The organism is uncultured Mediterranea sp. (assembly GCF_902493215.1).
Classification (GTDB): Bacteria; Bacteroidota; Bacteroidia; order Bacteroidales; family Bacteroidaceae; genus Bacteroides.
Window position 1 is genome coordinate 1 of the sequence record NZ_CABUOL010000009.1, and the last position, 21,549, is coordinate 21,549.

The window sequence follows — 21,549 nt, forward strand, 5'->3', positions numbered from 1 at the left end:
TCTTCATGCTTAACCATTCGTTTTTGACAACATTTCAATGACCTCTTTAGTGTTTCCGAACCAGCTTTTGCCGGTTCTATTGTTTAACTTTTAATCTTTCGGTAAAAATTTACCGAAGTATTGTAAATACAAAGATCAAGATTAAAGCCATAAAATTAAAGATTATATAAAACTAATAAAAACATAAATTAAGTAACCTCTCAAGCACAGTTTTTCAGTATTTTGCGATACACTTCAAAAAAAAAGCAAAAACAGAATTAGGTTTTTCTTTTCAGTTCGTCTTTATATAAGATTACTCATTTCATTCAATCAACGAATATGTATACATTTTTATGATACGCAGACTAATCATAATTATTACGATGGGCGGAACTTTATTCTTTAGTTCAGTACACTTCGTAGACACACAAGTACTCCCCAAATGGATAGTGTTTGCAGTGGGTGGAATGATATGGTCGGTAGTTTCCTGTGCTCATCATCTGGTTCCATTTGATCGATGCGCTCTTCTTCCTCACAAATGTATACATTACGCGATTGTTGGTTTAACTATAATAGAAATTTGCTGGGGCATTTGCCAATTACCTGTTCTAATTCAACATGGCATTCCGCTAAAAGGCTCTTTAGACAATCCGGCTGGCTTTTCCGCCAGTCTTTGCGTGGGCTTTCCGTTCATTCTATGGATGTTGAATAAAGGGAGAGATAGACACGTAATTGGACAAGTAGTCGCATGGGCTGTTATTGCAAGTGTACTACTATCGGCTTCGCGTGCGGGTATACTAAGTTTGTTGTTTGTCTATGCCATTTGGAAACGTAGAAATCTTCTTCGCTCCACACGAGCCATTCAGCGAATAGGACTTATTAGCATTTTTCTCTGTATAGTTACAGCTCTTTATCTCATCAAAAAAGATTCAGCAGACGGACGTATGCTTATCTGGCATTGCTCTTTGGAAATGATGCTTGACAAGCCCTTGTTCGGCTGGGGCATAAATGGATTTGAAGCACATTATATGGATTATCAGGCCGCTTATTTTAAACGCCATCCGGATAGTAGTTATGTTCAATTGGCTGATACCGTGCAATATCCTTATAATGAATACCTACAGATAGGCATTTCTTTCGGTATAGTGGGACTACTTATTGTCATAGCATGGCTGATACGTTTGTTTCGTGTAGCTAAAAAGAACTATTCTTCTGAAAAAGAATGCGGCATGCTTGTTTGGATATCCGTTTGCGTATTAGGTTTCTTTTCCTATCCATTAATGTATCCGTTTGTTTGGACAGTACTGTTGTATGCAACTTATTTATTACTAAAAGATACTATAAAGTTACCATCAACTTTACGCAATGTGGGTGTGGTATGCCTATTACCTCTAAACTTTTGGATTGGGAACCTGATAATACGGCGTGTGAAATCCGAATTAGCTTGGACTGAAGCAGTGACAGCCTCCGCAGCCCAACAAGTAGATCGCGCACTTGAACATTATCAACATGCATATATTGGACTGAAGCATGACCGATATTTTCTTTACAACTATGCGTTTGAGTTAAATCAAATTGGTCTATATGACTCTGGAACCAAAATTGCTAAACAATGCAGAGAACTATGGGCAGATTATGATCTGGAACTTTTGCTGGCCAAAATGAATGAGCGAAGAGGCGCAGACATGCAAGCCGAGCTACATTATCGTCAAGCTTCCCTGATGTGCCCCAACCGATTTATCCCATTGTATTGTTTGGTACAAATACTAAATCGAAACAAACAGCAGAATGAAGCAATTTCCTTGGCCCGACAAATTGTAGACAAGCCGGTGAAAATACCTTCTTTTCAAGTGGAATGGATAAAGAAAACGATGAAAGAATATGTGAATAAAAGTGATAATTAACCCGATTGTAGAACTTTGATAATATATACCATGGAACCACCAACAACGGATTCTGTCCAGATAGAAATTCTGTAGTTTCATTAACCCTGACTTAATCCAACAATAGTCAAGATTTTCTTTAATCGCTACAGAGGGAGAATAAAATATTTAGTGAAACTTGAATAAGCTACTTTTAAATTAAAACATAATATGAAAACAATAACTTTATACACATTAGTTATCGTATTCTTCCTTACAGCTTGTCAATCAAGCATAATCGAACCAGAAGAAGTACTGCCTGTTAAAAAAGAGATTTTAACATCACCAACGACATGGCAGGAACAGATAGAATTTGCCCAACAATACAAAACAAAAACCAAATCAAATATGAATGATTTAAGTTTTATTGGATATCGCAGTTTGGGTGAAATTAAAACAGAAGAACAAATTTCCGCTTTTTGGAATAAACTATTTGCAGACGACACCAATGTCGTTACTTATGTAGATGAATATATGAATAAATTTGAAATTCTTCCCATAAGTAGATTGAAACTTAACAAATCCGAATCGTATATTCAAAACATTAAAAAACATCTTAAATCACAATTGGACACGATTGTGAAAGTTGGGACTAAATTAATTGAGTTTGAATGGAACTATAAAGGGAAACAGATATTCTCAATTGGAATTATTCATAACGACAAAATAATTTATGACCATATAGGAAGTATGATAATAATTCCTGAAACGAGACCTCAGGCTCCCCAAATAATCTCTATTCCTCCTAAAATAAAAACAAGGTCGGAAGAAGCCGCATTAACAGAAAGGTACTTTTCAATTTCAAATGATGGAGGAACAAATATTTTTGGAGGAGAAGTTTGGAGCTATAATATTTATTGTAGTTCTATATTTGATTGGAATGGGGTTTTTCATGACTGCGCTATGTATGCAAAACATTATGCAAATTTCGGCTGGTCTTGTGATGCAAAGATTCAAACTGTAGACGGAAAAATTGGGGAAACAAAATTTCATCAATTTGCTTGGGGACATGCTCATGCATATTTGTTTTCCGCATCTGTAAGTATTGCTGGTGTTGATGTACATTATTCACCTAGTGAAAATGGCGGATCAGGCGTTTTAACACATCGAAAATAAAGCTGGAATTATTTTTACGTATAATTACAACTAGAATTTTATGAAAAAGTCAATTATTTATTTCATTTTTTCAGTAAGTTTCCTCTTTGAAGGATGTAACAACAATGTCAAAGAGGACAATCCGGGCAAGTCTGACGTAACCGAAGTCAAAAAAGGACCAACTACTTGGCAAGAACAATTAGATTATGCCAAGCAACAAAGTGATTTAATGACTCGAAACGGGATTGATGGATTAAAATTGGTGGGGTATAATTATCGTGGAAAAGTGAAGACTCAAGAACAGCGAGAAGAATTCCTAAAACTTTTATTTGCAGATGATACAGATGTAGTATATCACTTGAACGACAGCAAAGGATCGTATGATATCGTACCTTTGAAAGTAATGCGTGAAAAATTATCTCTTTCGGGAACAGAGGAACCTTTTGAAAAAATAAAAGAATGGCTAAAGCGTGCAAGCGAAAATGAAAACTTAGAACTTGTGAATGTGGAATGGTCATTTCACGGACGCTCTGTGCATTCCGTAGCAGTTATTTCACCACAGAATAACACTATCCTTTTCGATCATATTGGCAGTGCAGCTATCATGCCTGGCTCAAAAAAGGAGCCGAAAGTAGAGTCAACAGTCCGAAATCTGACAAAAGAAGAGTATGATGCCGAAAAACAAACCAAGTAGAGATAAAGAATAGAAATTATGAGAAAACGAGTCGCCTTGCTCACCTTCTGGATGTTGATTTCGTTTGGAGTAGTTTACATTAGTCTACCCTCTCTTCCTCCAGATGCCGCTGGAAATCGCATCCAGCTTTGGTTGGTATTATTACATTACCGATGGGGCGATCCCAATCGGCAAAAGTACGAGGCGGCACGTTTTCTTATTGACAACATGCATTATCATTATTCGTACGGTAAATTAAAACATGTACCTACAGAAGTCGAAGTGTGGCGACAGAAGACAGATAGCATCTGTCAATCCATTTTAGTGAATGAATCCTCAAACGAAAAAAGACTTTCTCAAATCAGAACATATAGAGAAAATCAGAAGAGCCAAATACTTCCTAAAATAGAAATATGCGTCGATAGTTTTCCTGACATACAGGAATTGGATAGCAAATTTCTGATTGCACACATTGATCATGCTTTTGAAGTTTGGCATCATTCTAAATTTGCCAAACAGCTTAGTTTTAATGAATTTAAGGAATATATCCTACCCTATCGATCGGTAGGCGGATATGGATTTCTAAACAATGGAAAAGAATTAAATTCACTGTTTGGCAAATTCCTGAATGTGGATTCTTGCGATACTCCGCAGAAAATGATTCATCATTATAACCAAGCCATCAATACACTCAGAGAGTTGAACGGGAAACAAGAATACAGGCAAGATTATGGCATATACGGTTTATATTCACGCGGTCTTCACGACTGTGTGGATATTGCAAACTATGCATGCAATATTCTAAGATCGTGTGGCTTACCCCTTTCAGTAGAATATAATATGTGCTACCGTTACTTTGGAGGACGGCATTACCATTGCTCTCTTTACAAAAGTCCGAAAGATACAGGATATGCTTTCAACCCAGAAAATGATGTGCCCTATAAAGATTCTTATAATGCTGAAGAAGTCTATAATATCTATCGAATGACGTATGCCGCACAAAAAAATTCTCCTTATTTTTTAAAATCAAAAAATGAGTATATTCCGCAAGAACTTGCCGACCCCTGTATTATTGATGTGACCTCTCATTATCGGAAAACAGTTACATTATCACTTCCTTTCCATGAAATGATTCCAAATAGACTGGCATATCTAGCTGTGTTTCACAAAGGGCCAAACGGACTATTAGCTGTAACATGGGGAAAAATAAATGTAAAATCGAGAACTGTACTTTTTGAATATGCTATTCCAGGCATGTTTTACTTTCCAATTTACTATGAAAATAATCACATGAAGGCTTTTGGAAGACCTTTTTGTGTAGAAGAAATAAACGGAATTGGAGTTCCTCATTACTTAGCTGAAATAAATGACTCTAGTGGGCAATGGAGTAATCTGGTCCTAACTCGCAAATGCACTTACAAACCTCAAATGAACGAAATAGCCAGACAACTGGTAGGCGGTCAATTTCAGGCTGCCAACCGAGAGGATTTCAGTGATGCAGTAATACAAGGAGAAATTGAAGAAATACCCGCCCCTCTCTTTCAGGAAAAGACCTTAACTAATATTGGGAATTATCGGTACTATCGTTTTAAGGCTCCCGTTTCTTATCCCCATGCTAACATTTCCATGTTAGAATGGATTACTGATAAATCGTACGGATACAAAAACGTATTTCCGCCCAATCGTATACACATTCTTTCACCTAATGATAGTATATTGTCCCTTAAAGACTCCTGTTACGTCAAACTTCTGGAGGAAATCGGTTGGGAGAAAATGAAACATAAAACCGAATACGATGGAAATATGCAAACAGCCCCATATTCTTGTGAAACTATTACTTTACGCTTGAAAAATAGACAAAAGGCAACCCTAGTTCGTTTTGCTCCCTTGAATGCAGATAACGGAATACATGCAGGGGATTTGTATACTTTATATTATTGGACAGATGAAGGTTGGAAGCGATTTGGATGCCAACATGCTCGTTATGAATATGTGGAATTTAAAGATGTTCCGAAAGGAAAATTATATTGGCTTAGTAACATGACAAGAGGAACAGAAGAATTACCCTTTACTATATCGGATGGAAAACAAACGTTCATCTATTGAATTTACACATCATCATACAACACGTTAACATAAGTTTTCTTAGAATTAACAAAACAGATAGATGCCATAGGCTAAATCTTATCTATCTTTGTATGCGAACCTAAAAATAGCGATTATGAAAGTTAGAAACATACTGCTTGTAGCAGCCAGCCTCTGTATCACGCTGGGGGCATACGCCCAAAAGAAAAAAACATTCTACGTACCCAAGGCCGGTACGCTGGTCGAACTGATGACGCAAGAAGAAGCCAACCAAATCACGCATCTTACCTTGCAAGGCAAACTCAACGCCATTGACTTCCGTCATCTGCGGGACGAATTTACCAATCTGCAAGTACTGGACATTTCGAATGCCACCATCAGCATGTACACGGGGAAAAACGGTACCTTCCCCGACAAGTTCTACATCTACCCGGGAAACTGCATTCCCGCATACGCCTTCTGCAAGCAGAATGCTGACGGGACCTATCAGGGCAAAGCAAGTCTGGAGCATGTCATTTTGTCTGAAAAGACCAAGAACATCGAGGATGCCGCTTTCAAGGGATGTACCAACCTGAAGATTTGCCAAATCAGAAAGAAAACAGCTCCCAACCTGCTGCCGGGTGCGCTGGCAGACAGCATCACAGCCATTTTTGTACCGCTGGGAAGCAGTGACTCCTACCGCAACAAGGAAAGATGGGAGAACTTTTCTTTTGTCGAAGGCAATCCGACGGCCGTCACTGTCCAGATAGCCAAAATGGGAAGCCTGGCCAGCGAGCTGCTGAATGCAGGCGTACAGCCACGCGATGTAAACTTCCTGACCATCGAAGGCAAGATGGACGAAGCGGATTTCAAGCTTATCCGTGACTACATGCCCAATCTGGTTTCGGTAAACATGGAAAAGTGTAATGCGACTGTCATTCCTGAATACACATTCACGCAAAAGAAATACATGCTGAACATCACTCTGCCCAAAGGTCTGACCACCATCGGGCAACGTGCCTTCAGCGGCTGTACCCGCCTTACCGGAACATTGGTTCTGCCTGCATCGGTAACAGCCATCGAGTACGGAGCCTTTATCGGATGCGACAACCTGCGCCGGGTGCTGGCCACCGGATCTAAAATAACAACGCTGGGCGAGAACCTGTTCGGCGAGAGCAATACCACCAATAAGATTGTCTATCAGTCTGCCCAATAAAGCAAAATTCTGTAAACAAGAAGAGGGTGCAGTTCATAGTGAGCTGCACCCTCTTCTTGTTTCTATTCAGGCTCATTGATACATACGGGCCCGCAATTCCTTGATGTGATCGGAAGTGATGTATTCGTCATACTCCATCATCTTGTCGATGATGCCGTTCGGTGTAAGCTCGATGATACGGTTGGCCACCGTCTGGATGAACTCATGGTCGTGCGACGCAAACAGGACATTGCCCTTGTAAATCTTCAGGTTGTTGTTGAAGGCCTGGATGGACTCCAGGTCGAGGTGGTTGGTAGGCGTATCGAGTATCAGGCAGTTGGCATTGCGCAGCTGCATGCGGGCTATCATGCAACGCATCTTCTCGCCTCCCGACAATACGCTGGCCTTCTTCAACACCTCTTCGCCCGAGAAGAGCATACGTCCCAGGAAGCTCTTCATATAGACTTCATTGCCTTCGCCAAACTGGCTGAGCCAGTCCACCAGGTTCAGGTCTGTGTTGAAGAAGGACGTGTTGTCCAGCGGTAGGTAGGCCGTCGTAATGGTTACCCCCCAGTTATAGTGTCCGGCATCGGGTTTCATGTTGCCGTTGATAATCTCGAACAAGGCTGTCATGGCACGCGGGTCGTGCGACAGGAACACGATTTTGTCTCCCTTCTCCACGTTAAAGTTTACGTCACGGAACAGTACCGTACCGTCGTCGAGCGACTTGGTCAGTCCCGACACCTCCAGTATCTGGTTGCCCGGCTCGCGTTCCGGCGTAAAGATGATGCCCGGGTACTTGCGCGACGAGGGCTTGATTTCCTCCACATTCAGCTTCTCGAGCATCTTCTTACGGCTCGTCGTCTGCTTGCTCTTGGCCACGTTGGCACTGAAACGGCGGATAAACTCTTCCAGCTCCTTACGCTTCTCCTCGGCCTTGGCCTTCTGGTTCTGCTGCTGACGCAGGGCCAGCTGGCTGGACTCGTACCAGAAGCTATAGTTACCGGCAAAGAGGTTGATTTTCCCGTAGTCGATATCGATGGTGTGCGTGCAGACCGAGTCGAGGAAGTGGCGGTCGTGGCTCACAACGAGCACCGTATGTTCGAAGTTCGAGAGGTATTCTTCCAGCCAGGTCACCGTCTCCATATCCAGGTCGTTGGTAGGCTCGTCCAGCAACAGGTTGTCCGGATTGCCATACAAAGCCTGTGCCAGCATGACGCGCACCTTCTCCTTGTTGTTCAGTTCGCTCATCAGCACATAGTGCTTGTCTTCCTTGATACCCAGACCGCTCAGCAAGGAGGCTGCGTCGCTCTCGGCATTCCATCCGTCCAGCTCAGCAAACTTTTCTTCCAGTTCGGACACCTTCAGACCGTCTTCATCGGTAAAGTCTTCCTTGGCATAAAGAGCCTCACGCTGCTTCATGATGTCCCACAACACCGTGTGGCCCATCATCACCGTGTCCATCACCGTGTAGGCATCCCACTTGAAGTGGTCCTGACTGAGCACGGACAAGCGTTCGCCCGGCCCCAACGTGATTGTTCCAGTCGTTGGCTCCAACTCGCCCGAAATGGTCTTCAAGAAAGTGGACTTGCCGGCACCGTTGGCACCAATGACACCATAACAATTACCGCTGGTAAACTTCAGGTTGACGTCGTTGAACAATACCCGCTTACCAAACTGCACCGATACATTAGAAACTGTAATCATGAATTATCTTCTTTCTTTATAAATACTAATACCTTAAAATTCAAGATGCAAAGATACGACTTTATAATGACATATCAGACATTGCATCCCGTAAACATCTTGGAAATACGTTGTAAACATCCTACCGGCAGGATGTATACAGGCCGACAAGAGAACGTTCACATCCTAATTATGGCTTTTTACACTGCCAATGTGACATAAAAATCGTAACTTTGCGGCGTTTTTTAGGGAAAGAAACATTTTGGCAAAGTTTTTGTTAGCATAATAGATACAAACGTGCCAAGGCCCGACGGGCCATTTATCCACAAGAACAATAAAACAAATAAAGATATGGATCCGAAAAAAGAAACCATGAACGAAGAAGAGCTGAAAGCCCGCAGCGCTCAAGAGGAGCAGGAAGGCAAATGCGAAGAAGAAAACGCCGCCAACGGACAGGCTGCCGAAGAAAACAACGAACCCAATGAGGTAGAGAAACTTCAGGCCCAAGTGGACGAAATGAAAGACAAGTACCTGCGTCTTTCCGCCGAATTCGACAACTACCGGAAACGGACGATGAAGGAAAAGGCCGAACTCATCCTGAACGGCGGCGAAAAAAGCATCAGCAGCATCCTGCCCATCGTGGACGACTTCGAACGCGCGCTGAAGAACATGGAAACGGCCGAAGACGTGGCCGCCGTCAGAGAAGGTGTCGAACTGATTTACAACAAGTTCATGACCGTACTCGGACAAAACGGCGTAAAGGTCATCGAAACCAAGGAACAGCCGCTCAACACTGACTTCCACGAAGCCATCGCCGTCATTCCGGCACCGGCGGAAGAACTGAAAGGCAAGATTCTGGATTGCGTACAGACCGGTTATACGTTGAACGACAAAGTAATCCGTCACGCCAAAGTGGTAGTCGGAGAATAAAGACAACAAGCAGGATATGGAAAAAAGAGATTACTACGAGGTACTGGGGGTCGACAAGAACGCATCGGCCGACGAGATAAAGAAGGCATACCGCAAGAAAGCCATCCAATACCACCCCGACAAGAACCCGGGCGACAAGGAAGCGGAAGAAAAGTTCAAGGAGGCAGCCGAAGCCTACGACGTGTTGAGTAATCCCGAGAAACGTGCCCGCTATGACCAGTTCGGCTTTGCAGGCATGAGCGGTGCAGCCGGCAACGGAGGTCCTTTCGGCGGATTCAGCGGTGGCATGTCTATGGACGACATCTTCTCCATGTTCGGCGACATCTTCGGTGGCCACGGAGGTGGATTCGGCGGATTCGGAGGCTTTGGCGGAGGTGGCGGTGCCCAGCAGCGCCGTTTCCGCGGTTCGGACCTGCGCGTCAAGGTGAAGCTCAACCTGAAAGAGATATCTACCGGCGTAGAAAAGAAGTTCAAGCTGAAGAAATACGTCACCTGTACCCACTGCCACGGCACTGGTGCCGAAGGCAATGGAGGAAGCGAGACCTGCCCCACCTGTAAGGGTTCGGGTACCGTTATCCGCAACCAGCAGACCATTCTGGGCACTATGCAGACGCGTACTACCTGCCCTACCTGTGGCGGTGAAGGCAAGGTCATCAAGAACAAGTGTAAGGAATGTGCCGGCGAAGGCATCGTTTACGGCGAAGAAGTGGTAACGGTCAAGATACCGGCCGGCGTGGCCGAAGGCATGCAGCTTTCCATGAGCGGGAAAGGTAATGCCGGCAAGCACAACGGTGTGCCGGGCGACCTGCTGGTCCTCATTGAAGAAGAGCCGGACAAGGAACTGATCCGCGAGGAGAACGACCTCATCTACAACCTCCTGTTAAGCTTCCCCACGGCAGCCCTGGGCGGCGCAGTAGAGATTCCGACCATCGACGGCAAGGTGAAAGTAAAGATAGAGCCGGGTACCCAGCCGGGCAAGGTTCTCCGCCTGCGTAACAAAGGTCTGCCCAGCGTCAACGGCTATGGCACAGGCGACCTGCTGGTCAACGTCAGCGTCTATGTTCCCGAAACCCTGAGCAAGGACGAAAAGAAGGCGTTGGAAGAGATGGAAGACTCCGACAACTTCAAGCCCAACGCTTCCATCAAGGAAAAAATATTCAAGAAATTCAAGAGTCTGTTCGAATAAATCGATTGATATCCTTATAAAACTTCCGGCCCACCTCCCCGCAAAGAGATGGGCCGGACGTTTTTTATTACCCCGATTCCTCCTGCTGCCGGTCTTTCACATTCAAGGAGAATGGTTGTCACCTGCAATGTGAAAGCCTTCCACCGGCAATGGGAAAACGTTTCACCGGCAATGGGAACCATCATTACAACTCCGGTATCGAACCAATCCGAACTATAGACGGAGTACGGACACCCGGTTTAATTTCTCCGTTGATATAAAATATCATATGTTTGTATGGAACAGCCACCGCACCGGCACGGGCCAGTACAGAAGAATCGTATACGCTATGCCACTCCTGCAAGCTTGTATGATAAACCAGCAATTCCCGATTGAAACGGTACCATTCGGCCGGATGCGACAAATAGTCAGGAGCAGGGCTACGAAGCGCTTGCAAAAAAACATCCTTATGTACACCACCCATGCAAACAATCAGACTGTCGTCCATCGCAACAGCTACCCCACCGCCCAATGAAACTGTTTCGCCGCAGGCATTCACAGGAGCAGGAAGCGGAATCCATTCCTTGCTTGATAGGGAGTACCGATATCCGTCTGTTGACAAAGAAGCCTCCTTACCGGCTGCAGCCGGAGCAAAACCACCCCACAAATAAATGGTATATTCACCCCTCGTATCCTTCTGCGCCGCACAAACCGGCTGGATACGCGGTTTACCGGGAAAGGAAGACAATTCGACCCATCCGTCAGAAAGGCATTCCAAATCCAGCATATAGAAGGCATTGCAAGGCTTTCCGTCCCTGTTTCCGCCAACCACATACAATTTCTGACCCACCAGACAACCGGACATATTGTCCAGCGTACAAGGCAGGGAAGGAAACTGTTCAATCTTCACCCCGCCATCATTCTCCATCGATATACGGAACACCGACGACAAAGCTCCCTGAGCATTCATACCGCCCACACAGACAATACCGTCATCAGTAGAAACGGAAAATCCGTATGCCGCCGGTACCGGCAGTTGTCCGACCTTGTGCCATGACAGCACCGTATCTTCCAAAGAAGTCGCATAGATCTCCTGATAATAGCATTTCGATCCCCCCTGAGCCGCCGGTATATCCGGAAAGTTGGCTCCTCCGGCCATCAGGAGGCAACTTCCTGAAACACCGGCAAAAAGTGCAGACACCCCTTGAGAATAACGTTCGTCGGTTCCCATACCTTCCGAAACCTGTTCTAAACAGACTTTCTCCTTCCCACTGACTTTCTGCATAGTTCCCTGTATTCCCAAAGCCGTATCCATACTCACAACAACGCCTGCCCTTAAACAGGCAATACCGAACAAGGCTCCCCAAAACAACAGACGGCCTGTTTTCATAACATGTCTTGAATAAATTATACCCTACTTTTACAGGTTTCCTTCACACAACTGATATCCACAAATCAACATACGTGGAATGTGAAACGGACCTTTGAACAAATTCCCCTTGGCCGGCTGTGCCACCGTACCGTCCCGATGGAGGTAACCATACCACTCGCCGAACTCCTTATCCGGAAAATGAGCGTAAGCCCAATCGCTGACCAGCTTGTGCATTTCAAGATATTTCTCGTCCTTGGTGGCCTGATAGGCATATAGAGTAGCGATAATAGCTTCGGTCTGTGGCCACCAGAACTTCATATCCTGCGAATAGTCCTGCACAGGGAAGTTACGACAATCGCGGAAATTGATAATGCCACCATATTCCTTGTCCCAACCCCATTCCCAGGACCAGTCCAATATTTGGAGAGCCATCTGAACCAATTCATTGTCCCAGTTACGATGCCGTGCTTCTTCCATAATGAACCAGGAAGTCTCGATGCAATGACCGGGATTGATGAGACGGCCGTTACAAGTATCGATAAACTCACCCTCCGGACCGACCATCTCGAGCAACGCCTTGAATTCCGGATGCATGAAATAGCGACGAATGGCAGACAACGATCTGTCTATCTGCTCATCAAGGACAGGACTGGCGATGGCAGCCCTTATCCGCGACGCCGTATTGATCAGAATCATTGTTATGGAATGGCCACGTGACTGTAGAGATGGTAAATATTTGGGTTCCAGAAAGCCTGGAGTGGCTAAAAAATACTGGATACGGTCGAACATCTTCAAGGCTTTTACCGCATAGGACATGTCTCCCGAAGCGATGGAGTACTCCGACATGGCAATGGCTGCAAAACATTCCGAGAATACATAACGGCGTTTGCGTAGAGGCTTGCCATCGGCTGTCACCTCAAAAAACATGTGTCCGTCCGTATCAATGCAATACTGCTCTATAAAATCAATGCAACTTTTTGACGCTGCCAGCCATTCCGGCTTTTTCTCCACTTGGTTGTAGGCATAAGCGGCGACAAAACCAAAACGTCCCTGAAACCATACAGACTTGGTCGTATCCATCAGGCGGCCTTCCCTGTCCAGACAGGTATATACCCCACCGTGCAGACGGTCCAGCCCAAATTTCAGCCAAAACGGCATGATGTTATCCTGAAGTTCACGTTTATAGGCAGATGCCCACGTACTCAAATAATCTTTTGCTACCATAATAATTAGAATTTGTTGCAACGTTCAAAGAAATGAATAGCCTCCAACTCGGTTTTCATACGAGACTCTTCCTCATCGGTCATATTCTGAAACGGGGTACGATTCTTGCCCAAATCAAGACCTATCAGTTTCATAATACGTTTGCCCGCCACAATATTGCCACGATAATGACAAATAACATTGATGACATCCTGCGAAAAGTTTTGCAGCTCACGGGCTTTCTCAATATCACCGCTATTCCAAGCATCAATGATACCCACCAGATTAACACCGTTGTAGTTGGTAGTACCTCCAATACCTCCCTGAGCTCCGCCCATTGCCAAGGAAGGAAGAATCGTTTCATCCTGTCCATGGAGCATGTCATACTTACCATTTTTATAAAGCCGGCATTGATTGTATTCATAGATACTTTCGTACGTATATTTGATTCCTGCAAAATTGGGAATACGGCCATCTACTGCTTTCAGCAGTTCAGTCATCGGCAAAAATGCTCCGTTAAAAGCTGGAATATGATAATAATAGAAAGGAAGCCCGGGAGCTCCGGCTGCTATTTCTTCGCAATACTTAACCAGTTCTTCAATGCGCCCAATCTTAGGAAAAGGAGGTGCCATGGCTCCAATCCCCCACGCTCCAATCTTCTGCGCATGTTCAGCCAGCATTCTGCTCGCTTTGACACAACAGCTTCCAACATGAACAATCACCTTGAAACCTTCGGGAGCTACCTCTATCCAACGTTCAGCCAGTTTCATGCGCTCTTCTTCCGTCAGCATATAGCCCTCACCCGAAGAACCGTTGATAAAGACACCCTTCAGGCCATTCTTCTGTAACATCTGTGCATAAGCCTCTATCGGCTCATAATTCACCTCACCATTCTCATAGAACGGAGTAAACGGTGCATCAATCAATCCTAATATTTTCTCCATAACTTAAATATATAAAAGGTCATAAATCATTCTACATTATCAGTTGCAGGACGAAGGAAATATAATTGTAATCCTAATGCCACCAATACAACAACACTCAACATGGCAAATCCCAATCCCAAGTTACCGCCATCGGTCCATCGTCCCAGAAGCTCCGTTACGGCTGCTCCTGCAAAAACACCGGTCATATTCATGATTCCATATGCCGTAGCACGATATTTGGACGAAACAAACTGACAGAGGATGGGCATATTATTAGCATCAAAAATACCATAACCAACCCCGAACAACAAACCGGCACCGACAACAGCAACCAGACTGTGTCCAAATCCTAACAATAATAAGGCTGGAATCGTCATTCCCAAGCCTATAGCACCCGTATAAACACGCCCCCGGACATTTTTCTGCACCCAGTGATCGGAAAGTAGCCCACCAAAAATCACACCGACAAAAGATGAAACAGCAATGGTTATAGTCGAGAGAGGACCGGCTTCTGACATCGGAATATCCAAGCTCTCGGCAAACAGAGTCGGCAACCAGTTTTTAGTAGCCCAACCGGGAAGACTCGGCGCCGCAAAATAAAAAAGTATAATCCAAAAAGCCCAAGTCGAAAACAAGATACCCAAGCCACTGAGCAACGACGGCTTTTTCTTTACCATCCCCACCGACGAAGAATGTTCTACCGAAACACGTTGAGGATTCTCACGTAAAGCCAACATAAGAACCAAAGAATAGGCTATGCCGATAATACCAAACCAATGGAAAGCCGAATGCCAGGAAAACATCGCTGCAACTGTTGCACCAAACCCACCAACTGCTTGTCCTATATAAAGTCCGGTCATATGTACACCTACAGCCAATGAGCGGGATTTACCCTGATGCCAATCAGCTATCAAAGACAATGCAGACGGAATATAGAGTGCCTCACTAACACCCATAATGGCACGAAGCCAATACAACTCACGGAATGTATCGGCATATCCCATCAAGTAAGTAACCCCCGACCAGACAAACAAACTCCCCACAACCAACCATTTACGGCTGAAACGATCGGCTATCATACCAGCAATCGGACTCATAAAGCCGTATATCCACAAAAAAACAGCCATCAACGCTCCAAAAGCTTCAGCCTTATTCAGTTCTACAATATCAACCTTCATCGCTTCCTGCATAGTGGAAAGCATCTGTCGGTCCATATAATTGAGTAATGCCACTACCCAAAGTAGCCCCACAACAATCCAAGGATATGCTTTTTTACCTTCCATAAAACAAATCACATTTTAACTATCACTATAAATATCACAGACTATTTTTAACGAATTCAATAAAATCGTCAACAACCAAAGCAACACAGAAAAACACAATAGGCAAATTTATAAAAACAATATATCAAAATGGCGTATTTTAATAAATTATTTTATTAATCATGTTGCACAACATATAAGAAAAGGCAACATACAGACAACAAGAAGCTTCACATTATCATAAAGAAATCACTATATTTGTAACCCAAGAATTATATTACGAAAATTGTATGAAACAAGCATTGCTAAAAGAAATAGAAATAGGAAGCAAAAATGCTCTTCTAAAAAAAAGATCATTACCCATTATATATATAATGGTTGCTCCACCATCACAGACCTGGCGAAAGAGTTGGACTTGAGCATTCCCACTGTAACCAAGTTTATATCTGAAATGTACGAAGAAGGATACATCAATGATTATGGAAAATTGGAAACAAGTGGCGGAAGGCATCCTAGCTTATATGGGCTAAATCCCGAATCAGGTTACTTTATTGGCGTAGACATAAAGAAATTTGCTGTCAATATTGCCATGATCAACTTTAAAGGAGATATGTTAGATCTGAAAATGAACATTCCCTACAGGTTTGAAAACATTCCGCAAGCCTTGGAAGAGTTATGCAGGCTTATTAAAGATTTTATCAACCAAACCGAGATACCTCCCGCTAAAATCATGAACATCTGCATTAACATTTCCGGTCGTGTTAATCCAGAATCAGGCTATAGCTTCAGTATGTTTAATTTCTCTGAGCGCCCGCTAGCCGAAATAATCGCAGAAAAAATAGGATTTCCCGTATGTATTGACAACGACACACGTGCCATGACATATGGAGAATACATGAAAGGTTGCGTTAAAGGGGAAAAAGACATCATTTTTGTCAACATCAGCTGGGGATTGGGAGTCGGTATTATTATTGAAGGGAAAATATACACAGGCAAATCGGGATTTTCGGGAGAGTTCGGCCACTTAAACGCATTCGACAATGAAATTATCTGCCATTGCGGGAAAAAAGGATGTCTGGAAACAGAAGCATCCGGCAGTGCCTTTCACCGTATATTCCTGGAAAGAATCAAAAAAGGAGAGACTTCCATTCTATCCGCAAAGCTTTCTCAAAAAGATTGGGTACTCACATTGGACGAACTGATAGCCGCCGCATGCAAAGAAGATCCTCTCTGCATAGAAATTGTAGAAGAAATAGGGCAAAAACTCGGAAGACAAATAGCCGGACTAATAAATCTGTTCAATCCAGAATTGGTAATCATTGGAGGTACCTTATCGCTGACAGGCGACTACATTACACAACCCATCAAAACAGCAGTCCGAAAATACTCGCTCAACTTAGTAAACAAAGACTCAGTCATCATGACATCCAAATTGAAGGACAAAGCCGGTATCATTGGCGCATGTATGCTGGCCAGAAGCCGCATGTTTGAAGACTAAAATAAAATCGGCATATACTTTTTTCAAGTATATGCCGATACTAGAAGTTTATCTATCGATGCGAAATCAAGCTTCCTCAGCTACAACTTCGAAAGGAATCTCTACAGACACTTCCTTGTGCAGCTTAACAACTGCCTTGTAGTGACCAACTTCCTTTACAGCATCTTTAACAACGATAATCTTACGATCGATGTTGTGACCCAACTTAGCCAACTCGTCAGCAATCTGAATGCTGCCTACAGAACCAAAAATAGTACCGGTTGAGCTAACCTTAGTTGCAATAGTCAAAGAAACGCCCTGCAATTTTGCAGCCAGTTCTTCGGCATCCTTTTTGATTTTCTCCAGCTTGTGAGCACGCTGTTTCAACTCTTCAGCCAGCATCTTCTTGGCAGCAGGTGAAGCAATAACGGCCTTGCCGGTAGGGATGAGGTAGTTACGACCATAACCGGACTTTACAGTCACGATGTCGTTCTTATAACCCAAGTTAATTACGTCTTCTTTCAATATAATTTCCATACTATCTCCTCCTTATTATTTCATCATGTCAGTTACATAAGGCAGCAATGCCAAGTGACGTGCTCTCTTAACGGCCTGAGCCACACGACGCTGATACTTCAATGAAGTACCTGTGATGCGACGGGGAAGAATTTTACCCTGCTCGTTCAAGAATTTCTTCAGGAACTCGGGATCCTTATAGTCAATGTACTTGATACCGCTCTTCTTGAAACGGCAGTATTTCTTTTTCTTAACGTCTACTGAGGGCGGAGTTAAATATCTGATTTCTGATTGAACTTGTTGTGCCATGATTAATCCTCCTTTTTAGTTGATTTAACACTTCTTCTCTTCGCAGCGTATTCAGCAGCGTACTTGTCTTGCTTGAAAGTCAAGAAGCGGATAACGCGCTCGTCACGACGGAAGTTTAATTCCAATTTCTCAATTACAGTAGGTTCTGCATTGAACTCAATCAGCTGATAGAAACCGGTTGACTTCTTCTGGATAGGATATGCCAGCTTCTTCAGTCCCCAGTTTTCTTCATTTACAATCTCAGCACCTTCAGCAGTAAGGATGCCTTTGAATTTCTCTACCGCTTCCTTCATCTGAACGTCAGACAAAACGGGAGTTAAAATGAAAACGGTTTCGTATTGATTCATACTCGTTTAATTAAATAAATTTGTTTGATTTAAAAATTGCGGTGCAAAGGTAGGCATTTTATTTTGAACTACAAACATTTAATGTTTTTTTATTTACTGGCATAGGAATTATCACAGAAGAGAAGTACCTTTGCAAGGTTGTTTAAACAATGATTTATGATAGAACAGTTCAATTTCGATATGAGGCTGATATTTGCCATCTTGAATGGAAAGGTTTCAGCTGCAATCAACCGGAAGCTGTCCCGCAATTTCCGACAGAACGGAATGGAAATCACCCCGGAACAGTGGACAGTGCTAATTTTTCTTTGGGAAAAGGATGGAGTAACCCAGCAGGAACTCTGTAATGCTACTTTCAAGGACAAGCCCAGTATGACACGCTTGATAGATAATATGGAGCGCCAGCATTTGGTGGTACGTATATCAGACAAGAAAGACCGGCGTACCAACCTGATTCACCTGACTAAAGATGGAAGGGAATTGGAAGAACGGGCCCGGGTAGTGGCCAACCAGACCTTGAAAGAAGCCTTACGAGGAGTAAAGATTGAAGAACTTACAGTGGGACAAGAACTGCTAAAAAAGATATTCTTCAATACCAAAGACTGAAAAAAGCCTGGCAAGAACGGAATTTGACTCACAGAAAGGTATAAAAACAAGCTAAAATTGCCTCTTAATAGTTTTTTTGCATAAATAATTTCGCTTGTTAAAGAATTATGCTTTTCTTTGTGTCAGAATTGCTGTAGAATATAATAAACTATTAAAAATACACACAAATGAAAGGCTTATTGAAAAATTTGGGATTGATATTAATCTTGGTAGGAGCAATCATTTTAGTAGCATGCTCTATGACAGGCAATGTGAACAACAACAGCATTCTGGGTGGTGCAGCAGCCATCATTGTTGTAGGCCTGATCAGCTATATCGCCATCAACAAGCGAATTGCAGATTGATATCCAAACTAAAGAATGCGGATGAAATAAAAAAGGCGGCTTTTAAATAGCCGCCTTTTTTGTTTTCACTTTCCTTCTCCACTCCATCAATTTTCCGGTTCCGGAGTAATCAACTTATACCCCTTACCATGAATATTGATAATCTCAATTGAATCGTCTTCCTTCAAATGCTTGCGCAATTTAGTGATGTATACATCCATACTGCGGGCATTGAAATAGTTGTCATCAATCCAAATGGTCTTCAAGGCAAAATCACGCTGAAGAATTTCATTGGCATGTGCACAAAGCAGTCCCAGCAATTCCGATTCCTTGGTTGTAAGCTTGGTCTGCTTTTCTGCCGTCGATAAAATCTGCTTCTGTGTATCGAAAGTAAATTTACCTATCTTATATATATTACTTTCCTTATTCTTCTTTCCGCGAACACGACGCAAGATAGCCTCAATACGGAAAGTCAACTCTTCCATACTGAAAGGTTTGGTGATATAATCGTCAGCACCAATTTTGAAACCTTCCAATATATCATCCTTCAACGTCTTGGCCGTAAGGAAAATGATAGGAATTTCGGCATTGGCCGCACGAACCTCCTGAGCCAAAGTAAATCCATCCTTCTTCGGCATCATTACATCAAACACGCACAAGTCATATTTATTTTTCAGGAAAGCCTTATAACCAGCCTCTCCATCAGGATACAATTCTGCGGCATAGCCTTTAGCCTGCAAGTATTCCCGCAGCAACATGCCCAGATTTTCATCATCCTCGCACAACAAGATTCTCAATTTTTCGTCCATATCAATCAGTTTTTAATTAAAGGTAATGCTATTATAAATTTAGTTCCCACATTCAATTCGCTTTCAGCCCGAATGGTTCCTTTGTGATCAATAATAATTTTCTTCACATAAGCCAACCCCAAGCCGAAGCCTTTCACGTCGTGCAGATTACCTGTATGCACACGATAGAACTTTTCAAATATCTTTTTCAAATTCTCTTTCTTGATTCCCAATCCATTATCCTGCACGGCAATCATCAGTTTACCCGACTCATTCCATGTTTTCACCAGCAAATGAAGATCAACGTCCTGCCGCTTGTACTTTACCGCATTATCCATCAAATTGAATATCACATTAGTAATATGCATTTCATCGGCAAAAACATGTGCATCGGAAGCTTCCAGTTCGGTATCAATTTTCCCATTATAACGTTCCACCTTCAATGCGAATGTATGTACAACTCCTTTTATCAATTCATTTATATCGACATCCTTGGGCTTAAGAGCAGCTTTCTGACGATCAAACATGGACATCTGCAATACTTTCTCCACCTGAAACCTCAAACGCTTCGTTTCATCATTGATAACTCCCGAAATATGCTGGAACATAGCAGGAGACTTGCCTACTGCCGGATCATTCAGCATCTGGGCAGCCAATGAAATCGTTGATATCGGCGTCTTGAACTCATGCGTCATATTGTTGATGAAATCATTTTTCATTTCAGTCAATTTTTTCTGGCGGAAGACAATATACAGTGTAAAGACAAACGTTATCAGCAGCACCACCGTAAATATCACCGAAGGTATCATAAAGCTGACGGAGTCAAAAATATAATCCTTCTTACCTGGAAAATGTACTTTTACAACACTCATGCGCGCAGGCGGATCATTCAGAAACAAAGGTTGTGCGTATGCACTTTCACTGCCTTCATCACTATAGTCCGAACAACGGTATACTTCACGACCATCACGGTCTATTACCTTAAAATGATAATCAAAGTCTCCGATTCCATTATCAATCAGGCCAGACTTGATATACTGATCGAGATTCTTGAAATTAACTCTTTCCTCAATCGGTTTATCACTGGCATGATAAAGCATATTGAAAACCACATCATCAACCAACGCACGCTGATACAAATAACGGTTCTTTATCATATCAGCCAAGGAACGAGAAGTCTGAGGAATGGTTTTCGCACCATGTTTTTCTGAAATCATCGCCCGTGGAAGCTCCGAGGGTTTCTTCGTGAAGGTTTTCAGTTCAAACGATTCAATTGTCCCGTCTGGAGAAGTCATCATAACCCGCTGGCTGATAATACCATTACTGTTCGCACTTTGCGCCTGTTCCCAAGCCTTTTTCTCCGCTTCAGAAATATCTTCCCTCAACCAACGGGCCACCTCTGCCGACTCTACATCCTTAGAAGCAGCCATCAGAGCACGTTTCACAGATTCGTCAAACTGCTCATTGCGCATCTTTACCATTTCCTCAATATAACTTATCTGCAAATAAAGCAGACTAAGGAAAGAAAGACCCATTACAATACCTAATATCCAAATCGTAGACTTTTTCATAGCGGCAAATTTAACAATTCCTAATTAACACTCCTAACACATTAACCTGTTTTAACCGCAGGTTGTTAATTAATTAACTGAAAGAGGTTTCTTAGGTACTATTCTTAACACTATAACAAAACAACCAGTTTCGTTGTTTGCAA

General features: G+C 43.1%; 19 protein-coding genes and 1 pseudogene. 10 read left to right on the plus strand and 10 right to left on the minus strand.

What is annotated here, in order from left to right; translation table 11 throughout:
- Nucleotides 1–362: 362 nt before the first annotated feature.
- The 5 genes from RDO88_RS07190 (at nt 363) to RDO88_RS07210 (ending at nt 6,949) form a co-directional block, all read left to right on the plus strand.
- A complete protein-coding gene (locus tag RDO88_RS07190) occupies nt 363–1,883 on the plus strand; it encodes an O-antigen ligase family protein (protein ID WP_307758736.1) in 1,521 nt (506 codons plus the stop codon).
- A 189-nt stretch (nt 1,884–2,072) separates the two neighbouring features.
- Nucleotides 2,073–3,017 (plus strand): hypothetical protein, encoded by a 945-nt coding sequence (locus RDO88_RS07195; protein WP_307758737.1) that lies wholly within the window; start codon nt 2,073–2,075, stop codon nt 3,015–3,017.
- A gap of 40 nt (nt 3,018–3,057) precedes the next feature.
- On the plus strand, nt 3,058–3,690 hold the full coding sequence (locus tag RDO88_RS07200) for a hypothetical protein (RefSeq protein WP_307758738.1): 633 nt from the start codon (nt 3,058–3,060) through the stop codon (nt 3,688–3,690).
- 18 nt (nt 3,691–3,708) lie between these two features.
- Complete coding sequence (locus tag RDO88_RS07205) at nt 3,709–5,775, plus strand: hypothetical protein (RefSeq protein ID WP_307758739.1); 2,067 nt, start codon at nt 3,709–3,711, stop codon at nt 5,773–5,775.
- Between the two features lie 115 nt (nt 5,776–5,890).
- Nucleotides 5,891–6,949: a leucine-rich repeat protein gene (locus RDO88_RS07210; RefSeq protein ID WP_307758740.1), complete on the plus strand. Its 1,059-nt coding sequence runs from the start codon at nt 5,891–5,893 to the stop codon at nt 6,947–6,949.
- A gap of 72 nt (nt 6,950–7,021) precedes the next feature.
- On the opposite strand, the gene RDO88_RS07215 is transcribed toward RDO88_RS07210, so the two are convergent.
- The gene (locus RDO88_RS07215; RefSeq protein WP_307758741.1) at nt 7,022–8,635 is read right to left on the minus strand and encodes an ATP-binding cassette domain-containing protein; all 1,614 of its coding nucleotides are present in this window, start codon (nt 8,633–8,635) and stop codon (nt 7,022–7,024) included.
- A gap of 330 nt (nt 8,636–8,965) precedes the next feature.
- On the opposite strand from RDO88_RS07215, the gene RDO88_RS07220 reads away from it, so the two are divergent.
- Complete coding sequence (locus RDO88_RS07220; protein ID WP_307758742.1) at nt 8,966–9,544, plus strand: nucleotide exchange factor GrpE; 579 nt, start codon at nt 8,966–8,968, stop codon at nt 9,542–9,544.
- A gap of 16 nt (nt 9,545–9,560) precedes the next feature.
- Nucleotides 9,561–10,730, plus strand: a complete 1,170-nt coding sequence (dnaJ, locus tag RDO88_RS07225) for a molecular chaperone DnaJ (RefSeq protein WP_307758743.1) — start codon at nt 9,561–9,563, stop codon at nt 10,728–10,730.
- Nucleotides 10,731–10,914: 184 nt separating this feature from the next.
- On the opposite strand, the gene RDO88_RS07230 is transcribed toward dnaJ, so the two are convergent.
- From RDO88_RS07230 to RDO88_RS07245, 4 genes are read right to left on the minus strand one after another with little or no spacing between them, the layout of a single operon-like run.
- Entirely contained in the window at nt 10,915–12,099 is a 1,185-nt protein-coding gene (locus RDO88_RS07230) for a cyclically-permuted mutarotase family protein (RefSeq protein WP_307758744.1), read from the minus strand.
- 30 nt (nt 12,100–12,129) lie between these two features.
- Complete coding sequence (locus RDO88_RS07235; protein WP_307758745.1) at nt 12,130–13,305, minus strand: AGE family epimerase/isomerase; 1,176 nt, start codon at nt 13,303–13,305, stop codon at nt 12,130–12,132.
- A gap of 5 nt (nt 13,306–13,310) precedes the next feature.
- Nucleotides 13,311–14,228, minus strand: a complete 918-nt coding sequence (locus RDO88_RS07240; RefSeq protein WP_307758746.1) for a dihydrodipicolinate synthase family protein — start codon at nt 14,226–14,228, stop codon at nt 13,311–13,313.
- A 26-nt stretch (nt 14,229–14,254) separates the two neighbouring features.
- Nucleotides 14,255–15,493, minus strand: coding sequence for an MFS transporter (locus RDO88_RS07245; RefSeq protein ID WP_307758747.1), 1,239 nt, complete (start codon nt 15,491–15,493; stop codon nt 14,255–14,257).
- A 269-nt stretch (nt 15,494–15,762) separates the two neighbouring features.
- Here RDO88_RS07245 and RDO88_RS07250 point away from each other — a divergent pair.
- A pseudogene (locus tag RDO88_RS07250) lies at nt 15,763–16,970 on the plus strand (ROK family transcriptional regulator).
- A gap of 66 nt (nt 16,971–17,036) precedes the next feature.
- On the opposite strand, the gene rplI reads toward RDO88_RS07250, so the two are convergent.
- Genes rplI through rpsF form a run of 3 tightly spaced genes read right to left on the minus strand, consistent with a single transcriptional unit; the run spans nt 17,037 to nt 18,121 of the window.
- Nucleotides 17,037–17,486: a 50S ribosomal protein L9 gene (gene rplI, locus RDO88_RS07255; RefSeq protein ID WP_307758748.1), complete on the minus strand. Its 450-nt coding sequence runs from the start codon at nt 17,484–17,486 to the stop codon at nt 17,037–17,039.
- Between the two features lie 15 nt (nt 17,487–17,501).
- Complete coding sequence (rpsR, locus tag RDO88_RS07260) at nt 17,502–17,774, minus strand: 30S ribosomal protein S18 (RefSeq protein ID WP_022020414.1); 273 nt, start codon at nt 17,772–17,774, stop codon at nt 17,502–17,504.
- A 2-nt stretch (nt 17,775–17,776) separates the two neighbouring features.
- A complete protein-coding gene (gene rpsF / locus RDO88_RS07265; protein ID WP_004288441.1) occupies nt 17,777–18,121 on the minus strand; it encodes a 30S ribosomal protein S6 in 345 nt (114 codons plus the stop codon).
- 156 nt (nt 18,122–18,277) lie between these two features.
- On the opposite strand from rpsF, the gene RDO88_RS07270 reads away from it, so the two are divergent.
- Both RDO88_RS07270 and RDO88_RS07275 read left to right on the plus strand, forming a co-directional pair.
- Nucleotides 18,278–18,724 carry a MarR family transcriptional regulator gene (locus RDO88_RS07270; protein ID WP_307758749.1) on the plus strand — a complete coding sequence of 149 codons (447 nt, stop codon included), beginning with the start codon at nt 18,278–18,280 and terminating at the stop codon, nt 18,722–18,724.
- A gap of 167 nt (nt 18,725–18,891) precedes the next feature.
- Nucleotides 18,892–19,068, plus strand: coding sequence for a hypothetical protein (locus RDO88_RS07275; protein ID WP_307758750.1), 177 nt, complete (start codon nt 18,892–18,894; stop codon nt 19,066–19,068).
- 86 nt (nt 19,069–19,154) lie between these two features.
- Here the strand turns inward: RDO88_RS07275 and RDO88_RS07280 are convergent, their stop codons facing one another.
- Together RDO88_RS07280 and RDO88_RS07285 are read right to left on the minus strand one after the other, a co-directional pair.
- Nucleotides 19,155–19,856 carry a response regulator gene (locus tag RDO88_RS07280; RefSeq protein WP_307758751.1) on the minus strand — a complete coding sequence of 234 codons (702 nt, stop codon included), beginning with the start codon at nt 19,854–19,856 and terminating at the stop codon, nt 19,155–19,157.
- 5 nt (nt 19,857–19,861) lie between these two features.
- On the minus strand, nt 19,862–21,406 hold the full coding sequence (locus tag RDO88_RS07285; protein WP_307758752.1) for an ATP-binding protein: 1,545 nt from the start codon (nt 21,404–21,406) through the stop codon (nt 19,862–19,864).
- Nucleotides 21,407–21,549 lie beyond the last annotated feature (143 nt).